17 protein-coding genes are annotated in these 17,296 nt (G+C 59.0%); 9 read left to right on the top strand and 8 right to left on the bottom strand.

Going from position 1 to position 17,296, the window contains the following annotated elements; translation table 11 throughout:
* Window positions 1-46: 46 nt before the first annotated feature.
* From A6U86_RS11975 to A6U86_RS11940, 7 genes are all read right to left on the bottom strand, one after another.
* Window positions 47-1,429: a hypothetical protein gene (locus A6U86_RS11975; RefSeq protein WP_068391067.1), complete on the bottom strand. Its 1,383-nt coding sequence runs from the start codon at window positions 1,427-1,429 to the stop codon at window positions 47-49.
* On the bottom strand, window positions 1,426-1,860 hold the full coding sequence (locus A6U86_RS36140; RefSeq protein WP_369333207.1) for a Mov34/MPN/PAD-1 family protein: 435 nt from the start codon (window positions 1,858-1,860) through the stop codon (window positions 1,426-1,428). Before A6U86_RS36140 ends, A6U86_RS11975 begins: the two co-directional genes overlap by 4 nt.
* A gap of 532 nt (window positions 1,861-2,392) precedes the next feature.
* A complete protein-coding gene (locus A6U86_RS35170; protein WP_141683691.1) occupies window positions 2,393-2,890 on the bottom strand; it encodes a hypothetical protein in 498 nt (165 codons plus the stop codon).
* A 93-nt stretch (window positions 2,891-2,983) separates the two neighbouring features.
* Window positions 2,984-6,337 carry a UvrD-helicase domain-containing protein gene (locus A6U86_RS11955; RefSeq protein WP_068391056.1) on the bottom strand — a complete coding sequence of 1,118 codons (3,354 nt, stop codon included), beginning with the start codon at window positions 6,335-6,337 and terminating at the stop codon, window positions 2,984-2,986.
* Window positions 6,334-6,975 (bottom strand): hypothetical protein, encoded by a 642-nt coding sequence (locus tag A6U86_RS11950; protein WP_068391052.1) that lies wholly within the window; start codon window positions 6,973-6,975, stop codon window positions 6,334-6,336. Before A6U86_RS11950 ends, A6U86_RS11955 begins: the two co-directional genes overlap by 4 nt.
* The gene (locus tag A6U86_RS11945; RefSeq protein ID WP_141683690.1) at window positions 6,972-7,766 is read right to left on the bottom strand and encodes a hypothetical protein; all 795 of its coding nucleotides are present in this window, start codon (window positions 7,764-7,766) and stop codon (window positions 6,972-6,974) included. Before A6U86_RS11945 ends, A6U86_RS11950 begins: the two co-directional genes overlap by 4 nt.
* 265 nt (window positions 7,767-8,031) lie before the next feature.
* Window positions 8,032-9,159, bottom strand: coding sequence for an RHE_PE00001 family protein (locus A6U86_RS11940; protein WP_068391045.1), 1,128 nt, complete (start codon window positions 9,157-9,159; stop codon window positions 8,032-8,034).
* Between the two features lie 68 nt (window positions 9,160-9,227).
* Between A6U86_RS11940 and A6U86_RS11935 the strand changes: the two genes are divergently transcribed.
* The 3 genes from A6U86_RS11935 to A6U86_RS11925 are packed head-to-tail and all read left to right on the top strand — an operon-like array spanning window position 9,228 to window position 12,790.
* Window positions 9,228-10,880, top strand: coding sequence for a Mu transposase C-terminal domain-containing protein (locus tag A6U86_RS11935; protein ID WP_068391042.1), 1,653 nt, complete (start codon window positions 9,228-9,230; stop codon window positions 10,878-10,880).
* Window positions 10,881-10,886: 6 nt separating this feature from the next.
* Window positions 10,887-11,765 (top strand): TniB family NTP-binding protein, encoded by an 879-nt coding sequence (locus tag A6U86_RS11930; RefSeq protein WP_068391039.1) that lies wholly within the window; start codon window positions 10,887-10,889, stop codon window positions 11,763-11,765.
* A 53-nt stretch (window positions 11,766-11,818) separates the two neighbouring features.
* Window positions 11,819-12,790 carry a TniQ family protein gene (locus tag A6U86_RS11925; RefSeq protein ID WP_068391036.1) on the top strand — a complete coding sequence of 324 codons (972 nt, stop codon included), beginning with the start codon at window positions 11,819-11,821 and terminating at the stop codon, window positions 12,788-12,790.
* 15 nt (window positions 12,791-12,805) lie between these two features.
* Here A6U86_RS11925 and A6U86_RS11920 read toward each other — a convergent pair whose 3' ends face one another.
* Entirely contained in the window at window positions 12,806-13,324 is a 519-nt protein-coding gene (locus A6U86_RS11920; protein ID WP_068391034.1) for a DUF6428 family protein, read from the bottom strand.
* A gap of 42 nt (window positions 13,325-13,366) precedes the next feature.
* Here A6U86_RS11920 and A6U86_RS11915 point away from each other — a divergent pair, with 42 nt between their 5' ends.
* From A6U86_RS11915 to arsK, 6 genes are read left to right on the top strand one after another with little or no spacing between them, the layout of a single operon-like run.
* A complete protein-coding gene (locus A6U86_RS11915) occupies window positions 13,367-13,723 on the top strand; it encodes a helix-turn-helix transcriptional regulator (protein ID WP_068391032.1) in 357 nt (118 codons plus the stop codon).
* Window positions 13,720-14,250, top strand: a complete 531-nt coding sequence (locus A6U86_RS11910) for an arsenate reductase ArsC (protein WP_068391029.1) — start codon at window positions 13,720-13,722, stop codon at window positions 14,248-14,250. Before A6U86_RS11915 ends, A6U86_RS11910 begins: the two co-directional genes overlap by 4 nt.
* Window positions 14,247-14,942: an MIP/aquaporin family protein gene (locus A6U86_RS11905; RefSeq protein ID WP_244509895.1), complete on the top strand. Its 696-nt coding sequence runs from the start codon at window positions 14,247-14,249 to the stop codon at window positions 14,940-14,942. The genes A6U86_RS11910 and A6U86_RS11905 overlap by 4 nt, the downstream gene beginning before the upstream one ends.
* A complete protein-coding gene (gene arsC / locus A6U86_RS11900; protein ID WP_068391023.1) occupies window positions 14,939-15,361 on the top strand; it encodes an arsenate reductase (glutaredoxin) in 423 nt (140 codons plus the stop codon). The genes A6U86_RS11905 and arsC overlap by 4 nt, the downstream gene beginning before the upstream one ends.
* Window positions 15,354-16,061, top strand: coding sequence for an arsenical resistance protein ArsH (gene arsH, locus A6U86_RS11895; protein ID WP_068391022.1), 708 nt, complete (start codon window positions 15,354-15,356; stop codon window positions 16,059-16,061). The genes arsC and arsH overlap by 8 nt, the downstream gene beginning before the upstream one ends.
* The gene (gene arsK, locus A6U86_RS11890; protein ID WP_068391020.1) at window positions 16,058-17,293 is read left to right on the top strand and encodes an arsenite efflux MFS transporter ArsK; all 1,236 of its coding nucleotides are present in this window, start codon (window positions 16,058-16,060) and stop codon (window positions 17,291-17,293) included. Before arsH ends, arsK begins: the two co-directional genes overlap by 4 nt.
* Window positions 17,294-17,296: the final 3 nt, after the last annotated feature.

The raw sequence follows: 17,296 nt of genomic DNA, 5'->3' as shown, positions 1-17,296 counted from the left end.
ATAGCATAGTCTCTGCTACTTCTGAGTTAATTCCTCTCATCGTAAACTACCTTCTACAACGCAGGTTAGCAAAGCCATAGCTCCAGGGTCGACTTTCTTTCTCAGATGGCACGGACATAAGTTCTCGCGGCGTTTTCAACGACAAATCAACGACCTCCAGTTCGGGGCCACCATGGACGCGTCGCGCCAATTCAGCCACGACCAAGCAAGCAGTCACAAGACCGACGAATGGTGCGCCGACGGTTCTGGTCGCAAGCTGTACTAAGCCGCATTCGTCAAGAGCACCTGCCTCCAGCAAGGCGTCATATGCTCGCCCGTGTCCGGCAGCGCGATCGTGCTCAACACCGCCCCATTTGTTTCTACTCGTGACACTGGCGGGGAAGGTGTGAATTCGAGCCGCGACATATTCGTCTGGACCCGCGCCGAGCCCGGCTTCTACAACAAGCTTAAAACCACCTTCATCGATCGCAGCTCGGGCTGTTAGATTGTCAACACCACACAAGGCCACCTGCGGGTCATTATCGGTCAGCCGGAGGTTGCCATCAAATTTACGTTCGACGATGCGGCTTTTAAAACCCCGGCTTTCCGCCCACTCCGCCATCGCCCTCGTTTTCAACTCACCAACGCGGTCGCTCGACGTAAGGACCGATGTGCTGATGTTAGACTTGGTCAGCCTATCGAAGTCCTGAAGCGTGATCTCGACATCCGATGGATTATGGTAATCGAGTAGCCCAAAAACCCAGAGATACGCTTGGCCCAAATGACCAAGCCCTATGAGCCATAGACGGCTTGGCATGGCTCGGATCTCCGGTTCACCACCATTCGTCTGCCAATCCGAGGATGACGGATTCCACAAAGAGAAGCCGACAACGCGGCGGCAGGCGACTACATAGCCGCGGAGATTTTGGAAAATCTCGCTGATGGCCAGTGCCCCAGCCAAGGTAGCACCGAGAACAGAACCTGCGTGTTCTTGAATCCGCTCGCAAGCACCGGAGGGCCCGACGCCGCCGCGCCATCCGTCGAAAGTGGCGACGATGTGTAGGCCAGGCGATGCGGATGACAAATTCACGCTACCCAAGACGATGGTCGGACTGTCGTCTATAGAATTCTTCGACAATTGACCGCCAAGGCCCAAGACCGCCTCACTGAGCGATGAGCCCAGGCCCGGGAGGTCAACCAGAAGCGGTGCCTCCGGAAGGGCGACGACGTAAACGCCGCCAAGTAAGGTGCGTTGACCAGCGTTCACCATGGTCAAAAGAGCAACTTGATGCGCTCGGGACGTTGCTATCTCGGGACCTACCAGAATATTCACGCGATAGCGCTCGAATAGAGCGTATCCGTCAGCCACTGTTTCCGCTTCGCCCGTGTCCAGCGCCATTTTAACGCCGCGATGCAAATCATCCGACGTGATCGTGTTGATATTGCTCATCTGAATGTTCCTGTCTTGAGAAGGCCACGCGCACCCCAGCCACTGAGGTTTGTCCACTCATGATCGCCCTCATAGCGATACACACCGAGTTGGTGCCGCCAATGCGGGCCTCTAGCGAAATTGGGCACGATGATCGCAATATGACCCGATGCGGAGACCATGGGGCTGGTCCTGTCAGAGTCGCTTTGTCCGGGATGGCCCGGATGCGTATGAAGATCGGCAAGGACTTCCACCCTCGCCTTCCTGCATTCAGACCACAGGCGATCAAAGGAGTCCGCGTAGAGCACACAGACGCCAGTGGAATACGCTTCCCGGTCAAGGTCATCATAGAAAACCCAACGGGAAACGATGCTCCGACCTTGTTCGCGCTTACCCAGCAGAAAGGCGCCGGCCTCATGATGCTCTGCACCACGGCGACGAAGCTCATTCATACCTTTTAGCCAGCTGGAGCGAGGCACGATGATTTTACAGTTGGACATTGCGCACTCCTGTATAGTCATCAGAATTGAGTAGTTCGTGCAGGGCTTGGAGAAATTGGGGGATCCCATCCTCGGGACGCCAAATTAAATCCGCATGTTCCTGGAGCCAGTTTGGATGGCCGACGAAGCTCGCGCGATCACAAGGTATGTACAGACAAGTACCAGCCATCCAGTCGGTGCGAAAAACCGCAGGAACCCGAGCTTTGCCTGTCGGCCAATCACCGAAGGAAAGGGGCCCGTTTTTTGATGCGTCCCAGGGGCAACTCGTTGGTGCAGTTTGCGGATAGCCTGAGCATTCGAAACGGAAGCAGTAACTGTCTGGGGATCGAGGACGCGGCGCTGCCGCGACCTCGATTATCACGTTGGGCCAAGACACCTCTCGGAGATGCCAGCGGCCCTTGTGGTGCCCAAGCAGAAACGAGCCCCCAGCTAAATCCGCCATCAGAGAACGCTGATCCGGAGCAATGAAGGCAACGCTCATTGCTTAGCCCTCCACGCGCTTGCGAGGAACCAGGGTGAATTCCAGCGAGCAAGTGCCTTTCGGTGCCAGCGTGCCGATCGGTACATCCTGGTCAGGACGGTGGCTGGTGCCAGCTATCTGAAGCACATGTTCACTGGCATCGACCGGCTTCATGCCGATTTCGTCAACGAACCAACGCTTGACGCGGCCGACGGTCACGGCCGGATTGAACTTGCGATGTTCGGTGCGAGCGTTGAAGCCGACGGTCACTTCGATATGACGGCAGCGATGAATGATGACCCGATCATGGTGCTTGATACCCTGATCCTTCAAAAGCACATCGATTTCCAGGGCATGTTCACTCTCTTCAAGGAAGATAAGGGCATCACCACGGATGTCTTCAGACAGTTTACGCTCACTGACAATCCGGATGAGATCGGTTGGCGTGGCGGCATGAGGCAACTCAATCAGTTCGATAGCTTCAGAGCCTTCGACCTGCACGAAAAGCGTTATGGTGTTCATAGTGTTTTGCCTTTGCGTTAGCTGCGGCTCTGGGCCGCATACCAACTACAACCGGCATTTTCGGGCTATCGGAAAAGCAGCCCGAAATTTTCTTCAGGTCGGCAACTTCACGCCGTCCGAGGCACAGACAAAGTAGTATGCGCATGTCGGGCAACTACGGTCCGAGGTAATGGGGTCAAACCGACCTTGCGCGATTCCTTCAAAGTTTTTTTCAATTGTCTCAGCTATGGCGTGGTTTGCTTTCCCTCCGCCAGCCCGATCCCCCGTCAGAAGCGAGACATGTTCGAAATTCACAGAGAGACCAGGGTTTTCACGGGCGACGATGGAAAAGATTAAGGCATCGCGGGTCCGCATCTTTTCAGATTTCGAAAGTCGGCTAGCCTTGAGGCGCTGGACCATAATCTGCGATCCATTGATCTTTATATTGTCGGCGTTGGTGACGACACTTTTGCCGGAGATCAACATTTGGCGGGTCGGCTGCAATTTTGTCCCGACCAACTCTTTCTGGGCCAGCCCAAGCATCAGGTTCGCGGTCCTCTCATAGAGGATACCATGGGGATGATCAGCGGGTCCCTGCTTTAACCAAGTTTCCGCAAATTGTTGCTGGAGGCCGCTCCATCCGACTTGGGGCGTCTCTTGCAGCCATTTCACAGTCGAGCGAACGACCGACATGAACTTCAGATAGGGACCTCGTTCTGTCCTGGACCGTAGTTTGAGAACATCCTGATAGTAAAATTTCCTTGGACAGTCGGCGTAACGCTCGACAGCCTCGACCGACATTTCCTGAATTTCATCAGTATCGCAGTGCAGAGCCGCAAACGGGGGAGCCATTACTCCCTCCAATACCCAATTCGGAGCTGGCGGGTTTGGTAGTTTGTGACTAATCGGTTCGAGCAAAATAGAAGGATTGGGCCGTGGCCAGCCGCCATATCGGTTGGAACGCGAAAGACTTAAGACGTCTCGTGCCCGCGACAACGCGACGAAGAACAGACTTTTCTCCTCCATCTCGGGTGTAAGAAGGGGGTCATTTTCAATTAAGCCGTTCGGTGGTGGGCAAGGATCATATCTTTTTCCCGAAGGAAAGAATGACGGGCTCAAAGCAGGTACATGCACGACCGGAAACTCAAGGCCTTTGCTGGCATGCACTGTCATCAGGCGAACGGCGTCGATGCCAGCAGCCGCAGAAGGTAGTCGGCGGAATTCCTTTTCCTCGTCCAGGATTTCGAGACGCCGCACGTGTTCCAGGAAAGAGCGTTTTGGGTCACCCTTTGGTGGGTGGTGCTCGAAAGTTATCTGCAGTAGCTGGTAGATGGCGAGCCGACGCTGCTGCGCTGAAACTGTATCCTCTATGATGCCCGGTTCCAAAACCCCATGCTTGTTGAATAGGTAGTTGGACAGCAGCAGGTGAGGCGAGGTCCTGAAACCTACTCCAGCCAAATCACGGGCGAGCAAGCCCAGACCAGCTATGCCGTCGGGGGACAAGCCTGTTGGGTCAATCCCGGCGTGCAGCATCGCCAGCAGACTGTGATCGCCCTCGCTAGCCCGGTGCAGCACCGTAACGATATCGGTGACCGGAATACTGTATCGTGCCCATTGCCCTACTCGCAGCAGGCCCAGTCCATCATGGTCGGCCGCCACAGACAAAAGTGAGAGCAAGTCCCGAATTTCAGGGCGCTCGAAGAAGTCACCAAAATAGAGGCTCGGAATGCCAGCCCGTTCGAGGTGAGCAACAAGGCGGACCAACGTGCCATGGGATCTCGCCAGTACCGCATGATCTTTATAGGACCCTTCGGCCGCGATATAATCCTGAATGGTGACTGCAATTCCTTGGTATTCGGCTTCCCTGGTAGCCGCCACATGAAAATCGACGGCGCCGGTGCTTTCACCGCGATTTGGCCTGAGCTCCTGAGCCACCGGACCATTCTGAATTGTCAGCGTTCGGCCGAAAGCCTCAAAGAGAGAGACAATTCGACCGCCGGAACGATAATTGACCTCCAGATCAGTCGGAGTTGGCGCTCTGAAGAGTTCCTGGAACCTGGACATATTGATCGGGGAGGCACCACGGAAACGGTAGATGGATTGCTTCACATCACCGACGACCCATGGTCCGCGTGATGGATCTGCCAGTATCTGAAGGAAGGCACCACTGGCCTTGTTCATGTCCTGATATTCATCGACAAGAACATTCGGATAGGTGCTTCTCACCTGATCAGCGATATCCGGCCGTTGGTCGAAAAGTTCGATTGGACGGAGAATGAGATCTCCGAAATCGACAATTCCACGCTCGACCAAGGCATCCTGATAGATCCGATAAACACGCGCGACTTCAAGCGCCTTTGCAGACGCTTCAGGATCGGTCTCGTGCATGGACTGGGCGTAGGTGGCATACATCTCTGGAGAGCACATCTCGTCCTTCGCGCGACTGATCGCTGCAAGGATGGACTTCAGACCGCGCAGAGGCTCATACAGATCAAAATAATGATCGAGATCCAGCTCTGGCATGAGCTCTTCGAGTAAGAACAGCTGGTCAGTTCGCGTCGCCAGCTCGGGCGCATCGTTCGGGCCGATCTCGGACCAGAATAGTCTGAGGGTTTCCAGGCCAAAAGCGTGGAAAGTACCTGTCCATACCCCGGCGCTCTTCGGGCCGATACTAGCTCTGATACGCGATGCCAAATCAATCGCCGAGTCATTGGAATAGGTTAGAGCTAGGATCCTGCCTGGCGCTTCACCGCCTTCAATCAGATGCGCAACGCGGCTCACAAGTGTCCGCGTCTTACCCGTGCCCGGACCAGCTCGCACCTGATGCGGCCCGGGAGGTGCCTGAATAGCTTTCATCTGACTGGAATCCGGCTCGGGCTCTTGCCGTGGATCGCGAACTGGAGGATCGTCGGGAAGCAAAATTGCGTCCGCTAGCTGCTGAAGCACCAATTCAGGCGGCACCTCAAGTTCTCGAGCGATTTCTTCCGCCGTCGCGTTTCTAGATAAATAATGAGCTTTAAGTTTGTCTCTGGGTAACAGGAATTCACGGGCGAAGAGGTTGGCTTGAGCCTCGCGTCGTTGCTTCGGACTATACGCATCAGTTTCACCGACGGCCGAGCTTTCTGGTTCAGTGGGCGTCCATTCGTCGATATCGTCGTGATTGCACCCTCCGACCTCATCATGAAGCCTATGGTGCCCAAATTCGTGAGCCAGGCAGAAATTTTCATCCGCGGGTGAAAGGTCGTTCGCGCAATAGATTTTCGGCGGCTCCGGAGACGCGGCGGGAGCGTAGGTCGCGCGCGCTCCGTCCAGAAGTATGTTGGTAGATGCTACCAGTTTGACGGAGACGCCAGTTGTTTCCGCCGCCTTTTTGAGCAACGCGGCGGCTGCGACCAGCTCCGAAGCTTCACCAGCAAGTTCAGCGTGCCAGCTTCGCGCCTGCGACCGAATCTCGTTCCAACTGCTCATGGAGGTCCAGTCCCTTGATTTATTGATCGAAGCCAGGCGTCCTTTTGCGCCGGCGACATCGATGACGCCTCGATTGCTTCTTTGAAGGTTTCGGTTTTGATCACCGCCGGTTTACGGCTCTTTTGCAGCGCACGGGCAGATGTCGGGCGAGGAGCGAACGAAAGCGAGGTCCAAATCTCGTGAATGGTCGCATTGAGAAAATGCGCCAAACTCTCGGCTAGGTTTCTCGGAATTTCCTTCGCAGGAATGCGGCAAAGATCAAGTTTCGTGATGATCTCCTCGTCTATACCCACCACGTCCGCGAGCGCTGCAAACGTCATGTTTACTGCTCCCGACAACTGCGCCAACGTTCTGGGCTGCTTTACAGTCATTGAGGCGGACTTCACTTGGCGGGCATGTAGAAGATTAAGGGCACGACTGACACCAATGTTCGCGAAACGTTCCACGCGGGATTGCTCGGTTTCGGCGTCGCCCATTTCAGATTGAACTGCCCATTCGGCGAAATAGTCAGTCAGTTCATTGGCGAACGAGGGATACCGAGCGATCCAATGCATTAAGTTTGCGTGGGTCGGAGTCACCTCCTCTTCAAGAAGAAACGTGAGCACATCGTCAAATGTGACGTTTTGATTAGTTGTCATTGTTCTTCTCCGTAGGCCTCACGCATCTCCTCCTCCGCGCGTTCGATCCAATACTGGACCGTTCGGCGTTGAGATTCGACGAGGCCAAAATAATGCAAAACCGAAGGAACGCCCGGATCGGCGTTCCACATGGGCCATTCGCGCATCTTGCGCAGTATGAAAGCTTGACGATGGCGTGGATCGGTTATCGCCTTCAACAAGCGCCTCACGAGACCTTGATCGATGCGATCAGCCAGCAGGCTGTAGGGGTCATTCGCCGTGGCTACTGTATCGAGAGGGGCGACACCATTTTTCGTATTGGACTCGGTTAAGACACTATATCGCGCTGGATGGTGCTTGTACCGCTTCGACGATCGAGCGGCGAGTTGCTTTACCTTGTCGTCAAATGCAATCTCCAGGTACTCGGACGCCTTTGTTGGCACTTCCAGGAATATAAGTTCGGTCAGAGCTTCCGCGACCTCTGCGTCAATTATCTCGACCGTCGCCCGGTCGAATTGTTGACTGAGATAGCCGAGATTGTTTGAGGCACGGCACATTATAACGTCCACCAACCGTCCAAAAAACCTTGTGTCCGAAGTTACACGGCGTAGGAGATACACCAGAGTCTGCGACTTCCAGCGCGAAACATTCGCGAATATCAGGTTTTCCCAGGTATCGGGGGGGTGTTGGATCACCTCAGCGATCTGGCGCTCCACATCGGGAAAGCGAGCGTACGCAGGCCCTTTGAGCTTACTGTGGGTAAGCGGATCAGGGCATTTAAGCGGCCCAGGCTTTGGTTCGACAGCGTTCATACCTCCTTCAATCCCCATATCTGCCGAATCGGAAAAATCTATTTGAAATTATTTCACGCTGCACGAACTCGCCCGTCAAGGTAGTAAGATGCAGCGAACTCGTTCTGTCGTCGCCGATTTTCGGGTGAAATTACGGGAGCGGATATTCTCGTGTGAACATCTGCGGTGAGCTGAAAGACATTCGCAGTCGCCTATGTTCAAGAATATCGCCTACCTAAGCTCCAGTCACAAAATCACCCAAGGCGCAGGCACGATCGCCGGGAATTTATACTATCCCCCATGCGCGAAACCTCCCCCTCCCCGTCATCTCCCTGAGCCCGAGCTCACCGACGATCCGCAGCGCGGCCTGCGGCGTCACGTCGATCGCCTTGGCCACCATGCCGGTGGAAACAAGCGGCCGCGACATCACCAGTTCAATCAGCTCCGGCAGCTTTGACGTTTGGCGCCGGCCGATCAGCCGGCGCTCCATCGCCTGCTGGGCAAGGGTTAGACGGTCGTGTTCCTTGAGGCCGAGCTCAGCGGCGGCAGTCAGACCTGAGAGAACGGCCATCAGCCGGATTTCGCGATCGCGATGCCGGCGGCGATCGACAGGTATGGTTTTAAGACCGAGATTGAACGCGGCCAGGTGCGCCGTCGTGGTGAGGCCCGCCTCGCGCAGAATGGAAGCCGCAAGCAGCCGGCCGAGCCAGGGCGCATGCTGCAGCACGGATAATTCATTCCAGGCGTCGAGGGCGACAATCGCCTGCAACACCGGCGGAAAACCGTCGAACTCGCGCAGGGCCGCCCGCCATTCCCCGAGCCGTTCGTCCTCGTCCCAGTCGAGATCGTAGACGAACGGATCCTTTTCGCGGGAACCGACGCGGTTCGGCGTCTTTGCCTGTTTGATGGCCGCTTCCGATCGGGCCAGCACTGCATCGATGGCAGCGAACTCGGCGTCGAGCGGGCTGGCAACGTCAGTGATATCCTCCCCCTCCTCTTCTCCGGCCGTGACGGCACCCGGCTCGGCGGTGTCGATTGCCGCGGTGCTGTCGGCGTCCTGTTCCTTCGCAGACACGCCGGCGACGAAGTCGTGCCCGCGCAGGCTGCGCAGACCATCGGGGCTGAGCGCCCAGCCGGGCGGCTGCGATGCGATCCGCCGACGTGTACGCAGCACGTCGCGGGCGATGGTCAGCTCGTGCGTGGGCGCGCGGATATCGGCGCCGGCATCGTGCAGCACCAGGTCCTCGAGATGCACCAGTTCGCCGTCGATCCACAGCGAGGCGCAGGCGTCTGCGAAGTGCGCGCGTTCGATCCAGCCCGCGCCCACGGCTGAGCGGGCGATGCGCTCGTCGAGCCGCGCCAGGGCGCTTTCGGTGTGGGTTTTACCTTGCGATGTCAATTTGGAAAATGTCACGCCTCCGTTAGGTTTAGCTGGTAAATACGACGCAATTTTCCGCTAACGATTTCAGCGAGAGCTGCCGTTTGCCAAAGCGATTGCGCGTTCGAGCACCCAAGGCAGCCCCGACCGTCACGGACGAGCAATGGTCGGCGGCGCGACGTGCCGCCCGTGAATTGGACAAGATTCTCGATGACGGTGGTCCAAGGCAGCATGCCGTTGCTCGGGCCGCCGCCGAGCTGCGCCTGACCACCCGCCAAGTCTACAATCTGCTCGCACGCTATCGCACCGTGCGAATGGTAACGGCGTTGCTGCCGCGCACCCCCGAAATCCGGCGCTCGCGGCTTCCGGCCGAAGTGGAGGCGATCATCAGCACGACGTTGCGCGAGCAATGGCTGGTACTGGAAGCGCCCCCACTTGCCCCGGTCGTTGCCGAAATCCGTGCTCGCTGCGAAGAAGCCGGCCTGGTCCTGCCGTCCTACGTTTCCGTCGCTCGGCGAATTCCGGCATTGTTCGGACCTGAAGAAATCGCCAGGAAGCGATCGGCCAATCCAAAGCACTTGCTGCGCCTCAAACCGCGACCGGGTTACATCCACGCGGCGCACCCGCTGGATGCCTGTCAAATCGACCATACGCCGGCCGATATAAATTTCGTGGAAGTCGTCGACACAAGCGGTGTGTTTGTCGGTCGACCCTATCTGACGATCGTCACGGACGTTGCGACGCGATCGATCCTCGGCTTTTGCCTGACACTGGAAAAGCCGTCGGTGCTGTCTGTCGCACTTTGCCTCGCCCATGCCATGTGCCCGAAGGACGCCTGGCTTGCCGCACGGAACCTTGATCACCCATGGCCGATGTTCGGTCGGCCACGGTTGCTCGTCACGGACTCGGCGAAAGAATTCAAAGGGCACGCGTTCCAACGCGGCTGCGACGATTGTGGCATCCGCATCCGATACCGTGATCGCGGTCGGGTACATCAGGGAGGCGTGGTCGAACGCCTCCTGGGCAAGCTCAACGCGGTTCTCACCACCTATCCGGGGTCGTCCGGCCGATCGGTGGCCGATCGTGACGGATATCCTGCCGGGCAGCATGCCCGACTGAGTTTTGGGGATCTTGAGCGTTGCGTCGCTCTGGCCGTAATCGATCACAATCTTCAGGAAAATTCCAAGACGCTGAAGGTGCCGATCATGGAATGGCGGCAGAACAGCAAGAACTTGCCGCGCTTCGATGACGACCCGCAACATGTGTTGTTGTCGTTTCTGCCGGGAACCGAGAGACAATTGTCGCCGCAGGGCATCAGCATGTTCGCCTTGCACTATTATGCACCCTGGCTTGGCGTTCTCGTTCCGCAGCGCGACCGGCTTGGAAAACTGGAAATCCGATACGATCCTCGCGACATCAGCCATGTCTACGTTCGAGATCCGGAAACCCGGCAATATCGGCCTGTCGAGCGGCGCGACGGTCGACTGAACTCGCTGACGCTGTGGGAGTTCGAGGCGGAGCGCGCCCGTCGGCGCATGGTAAATCGACGGTCGAGCGTCGAACAGGTAGCGTTCCGCCGGGAAATCGCCACCATAGCCGCCGCCGCAAAACCGTCGAAGAGCCAATTGCGCGATTCCGTTCGCGCCGCACATGCCGCGGCGGCGGCAAAACCCTATTCAGCCATGCGGTCACAGGAGCCGGCGACGACCGAACATCATGTTCGTCAGAAACGCACATTGCCGGTCGAAGATTGGTGAACAGGCGTGTCAGGTCATCTCCTTGAGCATGTGCGCTCCTATCTCGATCGTGATCCGGACGAACGCATCGCCTACGTCCGTGCTTCGCGATGGATCGGACATCAAGTGGCGCAACACGCCCATCGACGGCTGGCAGATCTGCTCTCACGGCCCCCGTCGTTGCGCACGCAGGGTCTGATGCTGGTCGGCCCATATGCCAACGGCAAAACGATGATCGCCGAGCGGTTCGCCGTCGAACACTTGAGGCGCTCGCCCGAGCAGAGAGTCTGGATGATCCAGACCCGCGAGGGCGCCGGTCTCGGACACTTTTACGGCAGCATTCTCCAAGCGTTGCGAGCTCCCGGCGGGGATCTTCACGACGTCAGACGCAAGGCCGAGCAGCTCGACCATTTGCTGGCAACTGTCAAACCGAGGATGCTGATCTTCGACGAATTCCACAATGCACTGCGCGGCCGCTCGCGCGATGTCGAGGCTGTCTTCGCCTTTCTGCGACGGATCGGGCGGCAGTACGATATTTCGCCGGTGCTGATCGGCGAGGTGGCCGTCTACGACTTCATCAACGCCACCAGCGAAATGGCGAGCCGTTTCGACTTTCTTGCCGTTCCACGCTGGCAGTATAACGAAGAGTATCTCATGCTTCTGGACAGCCTGGAGGCGGCCTTGCCGCTCGCCCAGGTTTCGAATCTGTCAGATGAGCCGTTGGCGCGACGCATATTCAATCTGTCAGAAGGATTGATCGGCGAGACCGTCGCCATCGTCACGAAGGCGTTGATCGCCGCGATACGCTCGGATGCGGAACGCATCACCAAGGCAGGGCTCAACGAACTCCACTATGTACCGATCTCGCAGCGGCGCAGCGCTGTTCTGCGCGAGAGCCTGCTGTGATAACCTCGGAGCGCGCTCCCGCGATTGCCATCCGCGAGCGATACCAAGAGGTGATGTCCGACCGATGGCCGGTTATCGTGCGGCCGCAGCCTGACGAGTTGCTATCGAGCTGGGCGCATCGGCTGGCATTTGCAAACGGCGTAGCCCCTCGGTCATTCGGCCGTGTGCTCGGCTTCAGCGCCGGGATGTGGTCTGCGTCCCTCGACATGAATTTCCAGACCGACGCTATCAATATCCTCACGGCCCACACCGGCATTCCCCTGCCACGACTTTTCGCGATGTCCCTGAAGGGATCGCCGCTGAAGCGCCTGCTCCTCCCCCTACGCGATGATGGACGCCGCCTGAGTTCGACCTGGCTGCAATTCTGCCCGCAATGCCTGGCCGAAGATGCCCAGCCCTATTTTCGCCGGCAATGGCGTCTGGCGACCAGGATTTCGTGTCCGCACCACCGATGCGGACTGCGTGATCGATGCCCGTCCTGCCGCAGTCGCATCGCGGTCTTCGGTCAGCTTGAGCTTGTCCCGCAGCATTTTTGTGCCGCCTGCGGGTTCGATCTGCGGCGGGCATCGACGAGTTTTATCAGTCCGAAAATCCGATCGCTGGACCGGTGCATTCACGATATCTGCAGGCTGGAGGCAATCACTGGCTCGCTGCTTACCAATTCCCTTCTCCGAAGCCTTTTGGCCATTCCCGACTTCTGTGGCCAATATCCGATGAAGTCTCTGGTCAGCCTGTCCACATTGGCGCGCATTCGATGTTTCGAGCGGCTCGCGATGCGGCCGAATGACTGGCTGATAGAGGATGACGATGCTGTGGTCGCGCTTTGGCGACGGGCCATCCTCTCGGCGGATGGATATGCTTCCCTGATCGGCTTGCTTGCGAACGCTCTTGAGCGCAAGAGGCTACGGCTCCGTCCTGAAAAACGCCGGCAACCGACGACTGAGCTTTCCACGTTGCTGACAGCCTACTTACGCATGATGGAAAATCCCCGCCGTCGGTCCGCTCCAGCAGAACCGGCGGCCTGACGATTTCCTCGGCCCCTAGCCGCAGCAGGCGCTGTTTCCGCTCGTGGGTCCACAGCACGATGATGCCTGCTGCTCGGCCAGCCACCGGTCGCGTGGCTTGCAGCTCGCCGGTCGCGGCGAGAGCTCGACATGGACCGCGCCGGCGCGGAGCGTCGGCATCGACGCACAATACAGTTGCATCGGCTGGACGCCATCACTGACCTCGAATGTCAGCTTGGCGCTGTCATCAAGCTTCACATGCTCCGTCACCTTCCGGATGATCGCATGGAACTTGCCCGCCGGCATATGAGTGCGGTCGCCCTCTTCGATATCCCAGAGCTGAATGAATATCTCCGCCCATGCTTCCGGATTGGCGCCGCAGTCGAGCGCCGAGAACTGTCCGGCCTTGACCTCGGTGACATGGTAGCCGGGTTTCACCGGCCGGCCGTCGTAATAAAAGACCAGCGGCGAATCCTTGGCGCCCGAGAGGATGCTCATCAGCTCGCCGAGGGCGATATCATCCTTCTGCATTTTGCTGTTGTCGATCGCGTTCATTTGCGTTATTCCTCGTTTCAATGATTCAAGGATTGTTGAAATATGGATCAACGTCAAGCCCTCATCGCATTCGGCGCGCTTTCCCAGGAAACCCGGCTGCAGGTGATCCGCATGCTTGTCGTCGCCGGCCCCGACGGCATGGCGGCGGGCGCGATCGCGGAAAAGGCCGAGGTGTCGCCGTCGAATGTGTCCTTCCATCTGAAGGAACTGGAACGGTCGGGGCTAATCGCGCAGCAGCGTGAATCCCGATCGATCATCTACACCGCCAACTACGAGGCGCTCGGCGGCCTCGTTCGCTTCCTCATGGAAGACTGCTGCTCCGGACACCCGGAAATCTGTGCACCGGCCGCCGAGGTCGCGGCCTGCTGCACCCCTAAAATGGAGGAGAAACTGCAATGACCACTGACCGCGTTTACAACGTGCTCTTTCTCTGCACGGGCAATTCCGCCCGTTCGATCCTGGCGGAGTCGATCCTCAACACCGAGGGCAAGGGCCGCTTCAAGGCTTATTCGGCCGGCAGCCACCCGAAGGGCAAGGTCAACCCGTTGGCGCTGAAGGAGCTCGAATCCCTTGGGTATCCGTCGACGGGCTTTCGCTCGAAGAGCTGGGACGAGTTCGCCGAACCGGGCGCACCGGAAATGGACTTCATCTTCACCGTCTGCGACAGCGCCGCCGGCGAGGCTTGTCCGGTCTGGCTCGGCCATCCGATGACCGCTCATTGGGGTATCGAGGATCCCGCCGCCGTCGAGGGCAGCGAGATCGAGAAGAGACGCGCCTTCGTGCAGGCCGCCCGCTTCCTGAAGAACCGCATCATGGCCTTCCTGAGCCTGCCCCTGACATCGATCGACAAGCTCGCACTGGAAACGCATCTGCGTCAGATCGGTGCGATGGAAGGCGCCAGCATCAAGCAGCCCAAGGCAAGCTGATGGGCTTCGATTTTCCGCGCCGGCTTGTCGCTGAGGGACTTGGCACCGCCATGCTGGTCGCGACTGTCGTGGGTTCGGGAATCATGGCCACGTCGCTGACCCAGGACGTCGGGTTGGCGCTCCTCGGGAATACGCTGGCGACGGGCGCCATCCTGGTGGTGCTGATCACCGTGCTCGGGCCGATCTCCGGCGCCCACTTCAATCCGGCCGTGTCGCTGGTCTTTGCGATGTCTCGATCCTTGCCGAAGCGCGACTTCGGCGGATATGTGATTGCGCAGATCGCCGGCGGCATCCTCGGGACGCTGGTCGCCCACCTGATGTTCGACCTGCCGCTGATCGAGCTGTCGAGCAAGGTTCGCAGTGGTGGCGCCCAATGGTTCTCCGAAGGCGTCGCGACATTCGGGCTGGTTGCCACCATCCTTGCCGGTATCCGCTTCGAGCAGAAGGCGGTTCCGTGGCTGGTCGGGCTCTACATCATGGCCGCCTATTGGTTCACGGCATCGACATCCTTCGCCAATCCAGCCGTCGCTCTGGCGCGGTCGCTGACCAATACGTTCTCCGGCATCCGTCCGGTCGACCTTCCAGGCTTCTGGATCGCGGAGATTGCCGGCGCGGTCGCAGCCCTCTTCCTGTTCACCTGGCTGCTGCAGCCCGGTGCGTCATCAACCGTATCGTCAGAGGCAAAGCTATGAACGTCACCATCTACCACAACCCCGACTGCGGCACGTCGCGCAACACGTTGGCGATGATCCGCAACGCCGGCATCGAGCCGACCGTGATCGAATACCTGAAAAACCCACCAAGCCGCGAGCAGCTGGTGAAGATGATCGCCGACGCGGGCCTGACCGTCCGCGGCGCCATTCGCGAAAAGGGCACGCCCTATGCGGAACTCGGCCTCGACAATCCCGATCTGACAGACGACCAGCTTCTTGACGCAATGCTGAAGGACCCGATCCTGATCAACCGGCCCTTTGTCATCACGCCGCTCGGCACACGCCTGTCGCGGCCGTCGGAGATCGTTCTGGAGATTCTGCCGGAAACGCACAAGGGCGCCTTCACGAAAGAAGACGGCGAGAAGGTACTCGACGCCGAGGGCAAGCGCATTGTCTGACCTGCCAGCCGCTTCGCCGGAACATCTGCGCCAGGTCGACTTGGCGGCGCTTCGGCCGCCATTCTCGGCACACAAGCCACGCATCCTGATCCTTTATGGCTCGTTGCGCGCGGTCTCGTACAGCCGTTTCCTTGCGCACGAGGCCGCACGGCTGCTTGAGCACTTCGGCTGCGAGGTGCGGATCTTCAATCCGGAAGGCCTGCCGCTTCCCGACGACGCGCCAGTGACACATCCAAGGGTCCAGGAGTTGCGCGCGTTGTCGGCATGGTCGGAAGGCCAGGTCTGGGTGAGCCCGGAGCGCCACGGTGCGATGACGGGCATCATGAAGGCGCAGATCGACTGGATCCCGCTGTCGGTCGGCTCGGTCCGGCCGACGCAGGGCAAGACGCTGGCGCTGATGCAGGTGTCGGGTGGATCGCAATCCTTCAATGCCCTTGGCCAGATGCGCATCCTCGGCCGCTGGATGCGGATGGTCACCATTCCGAACCAGTCATCTGTCGCCAAGGCCTTCCAGGAATTTGATGCCGACGGTCGCATGAAACCGTCATCCTTCTACGATCGTGTCGTCGATGTCTGCGAGGAGCTGGTGAAATTCACCTGGCTGACGCGCGACGCGTCCGGCTACCTCACCGATCGCTACAGCGAGCGGAAGGAAGAAGCCGAGAAACTCGAACAGCGCGTGAGCCTCAAATCCATATGACCACGACCAGCACCGAACGGCCGCCCGTCGCCGCGATCCTTGCCCTCGGCCTTACCCAGGTCATCGGCTACGGCACGCTCTATTATAGTTTCAGCATTCTCGCGCCCGCCATGGCGCGGGATCTCAACTGGTCGTCGGAGTGGATTTTTGGCGCATTGTCGGCCGCTCTCCTGATCGGCGGTCTCGCCGCCCCGACGATGGGCAAATGGATCGATCGCTTCGGCGCTGGCCGCGTGATGACGGGTGGATCGGCGATTGCCGCCGCGGCGCTGATCGCCTGCGCCTTCTCTTCCGGCAAGATCGCCTTCGTCGCGGCGCTGATCGCTATCGAGACCGCGTCCAATCTGGTGCAATACGGAGCCGCCTTCGCATTGCTCGTGCAGATCAGACCCAAGGTGGCGCAGCGCAGCATCACCTATCTGACGCTGATCGCCGGCTTTGCCTCGACCATTTTATGGCCGATCACGGCGGCGCTGCACGCGCATATGTCGTGGCAGGCGGTCTATCTGGTCTTCGCAGCCCTCAATATCGCCGTCTGCCTGCCGATCCATGCGTGGCTGTCGTTCAGCGTCACCAAGAGCCGGAAGAATGAATCGGGAGAACCGGCAAAGCATGTCGAGCCCAGCCTGCCGCCGTCGATCCGGACGCCGGCCTTCGTGCTGATGGTCACGGGCTTCGCTCTGGAGAGCTTCGTCAACGCCGCGCTGCTCGTCCACATGGTTCCCGTGCTGTCGGGACTTGGGCTCGGAGCCATGGCGGTGATGGTCGGCACGCTGTTTGGCCCCTCGCAAGTGCTCAGCCGCTTCACCAACATGGTGTTCGGGGGCGGCCTGTCGCAGTTAACGTTGGCGCTCATCTCCGCCGTGTTGCTGCCGGCGGCGCTGGCCATTCTCATCCTCACCGCTCCGTCCGTACCCGGCGCATTGGTCTTCGCGGTGGTCTTTGGCCTCGGCTCCGGCCTGAGCAGCATCGTGCAGGGAACCCTGCCGCTGGCGCTCTTCGGCAGTGAGGGTTACGGCCGACGCCAAGGGCAGGTGCTGGCGATCCGGTTGGTGGTCTCTTCGACTGCACCATTCGTGCTGGCGTTCATGATGGAAAACATCGGCGTGCCGTGGTCGCTCACGGTTGCGGCTATCGTCGGCGCGATTGCCGTGCTTTCGTTCGGCGCCATCAGCCGGCTGGCCCACCTGCTGGACCGATCGCATCACACCTTCGGCCGTGCCGAGACCTGATCG

Source organism: Rhizobium sp. AC27/96 (assembly GCF_001692325.1).
In the GTDB taxonomy this organism is placed as follows: domain Bacteria; phylum Pseudomonadota; class Alphaproteobacteria; order Rhizobiales; family Rhizobiaceae; genus Rhizobium.
This window is presented reverse-complemented; position numbering and strand designations above follow the sequence as displayed.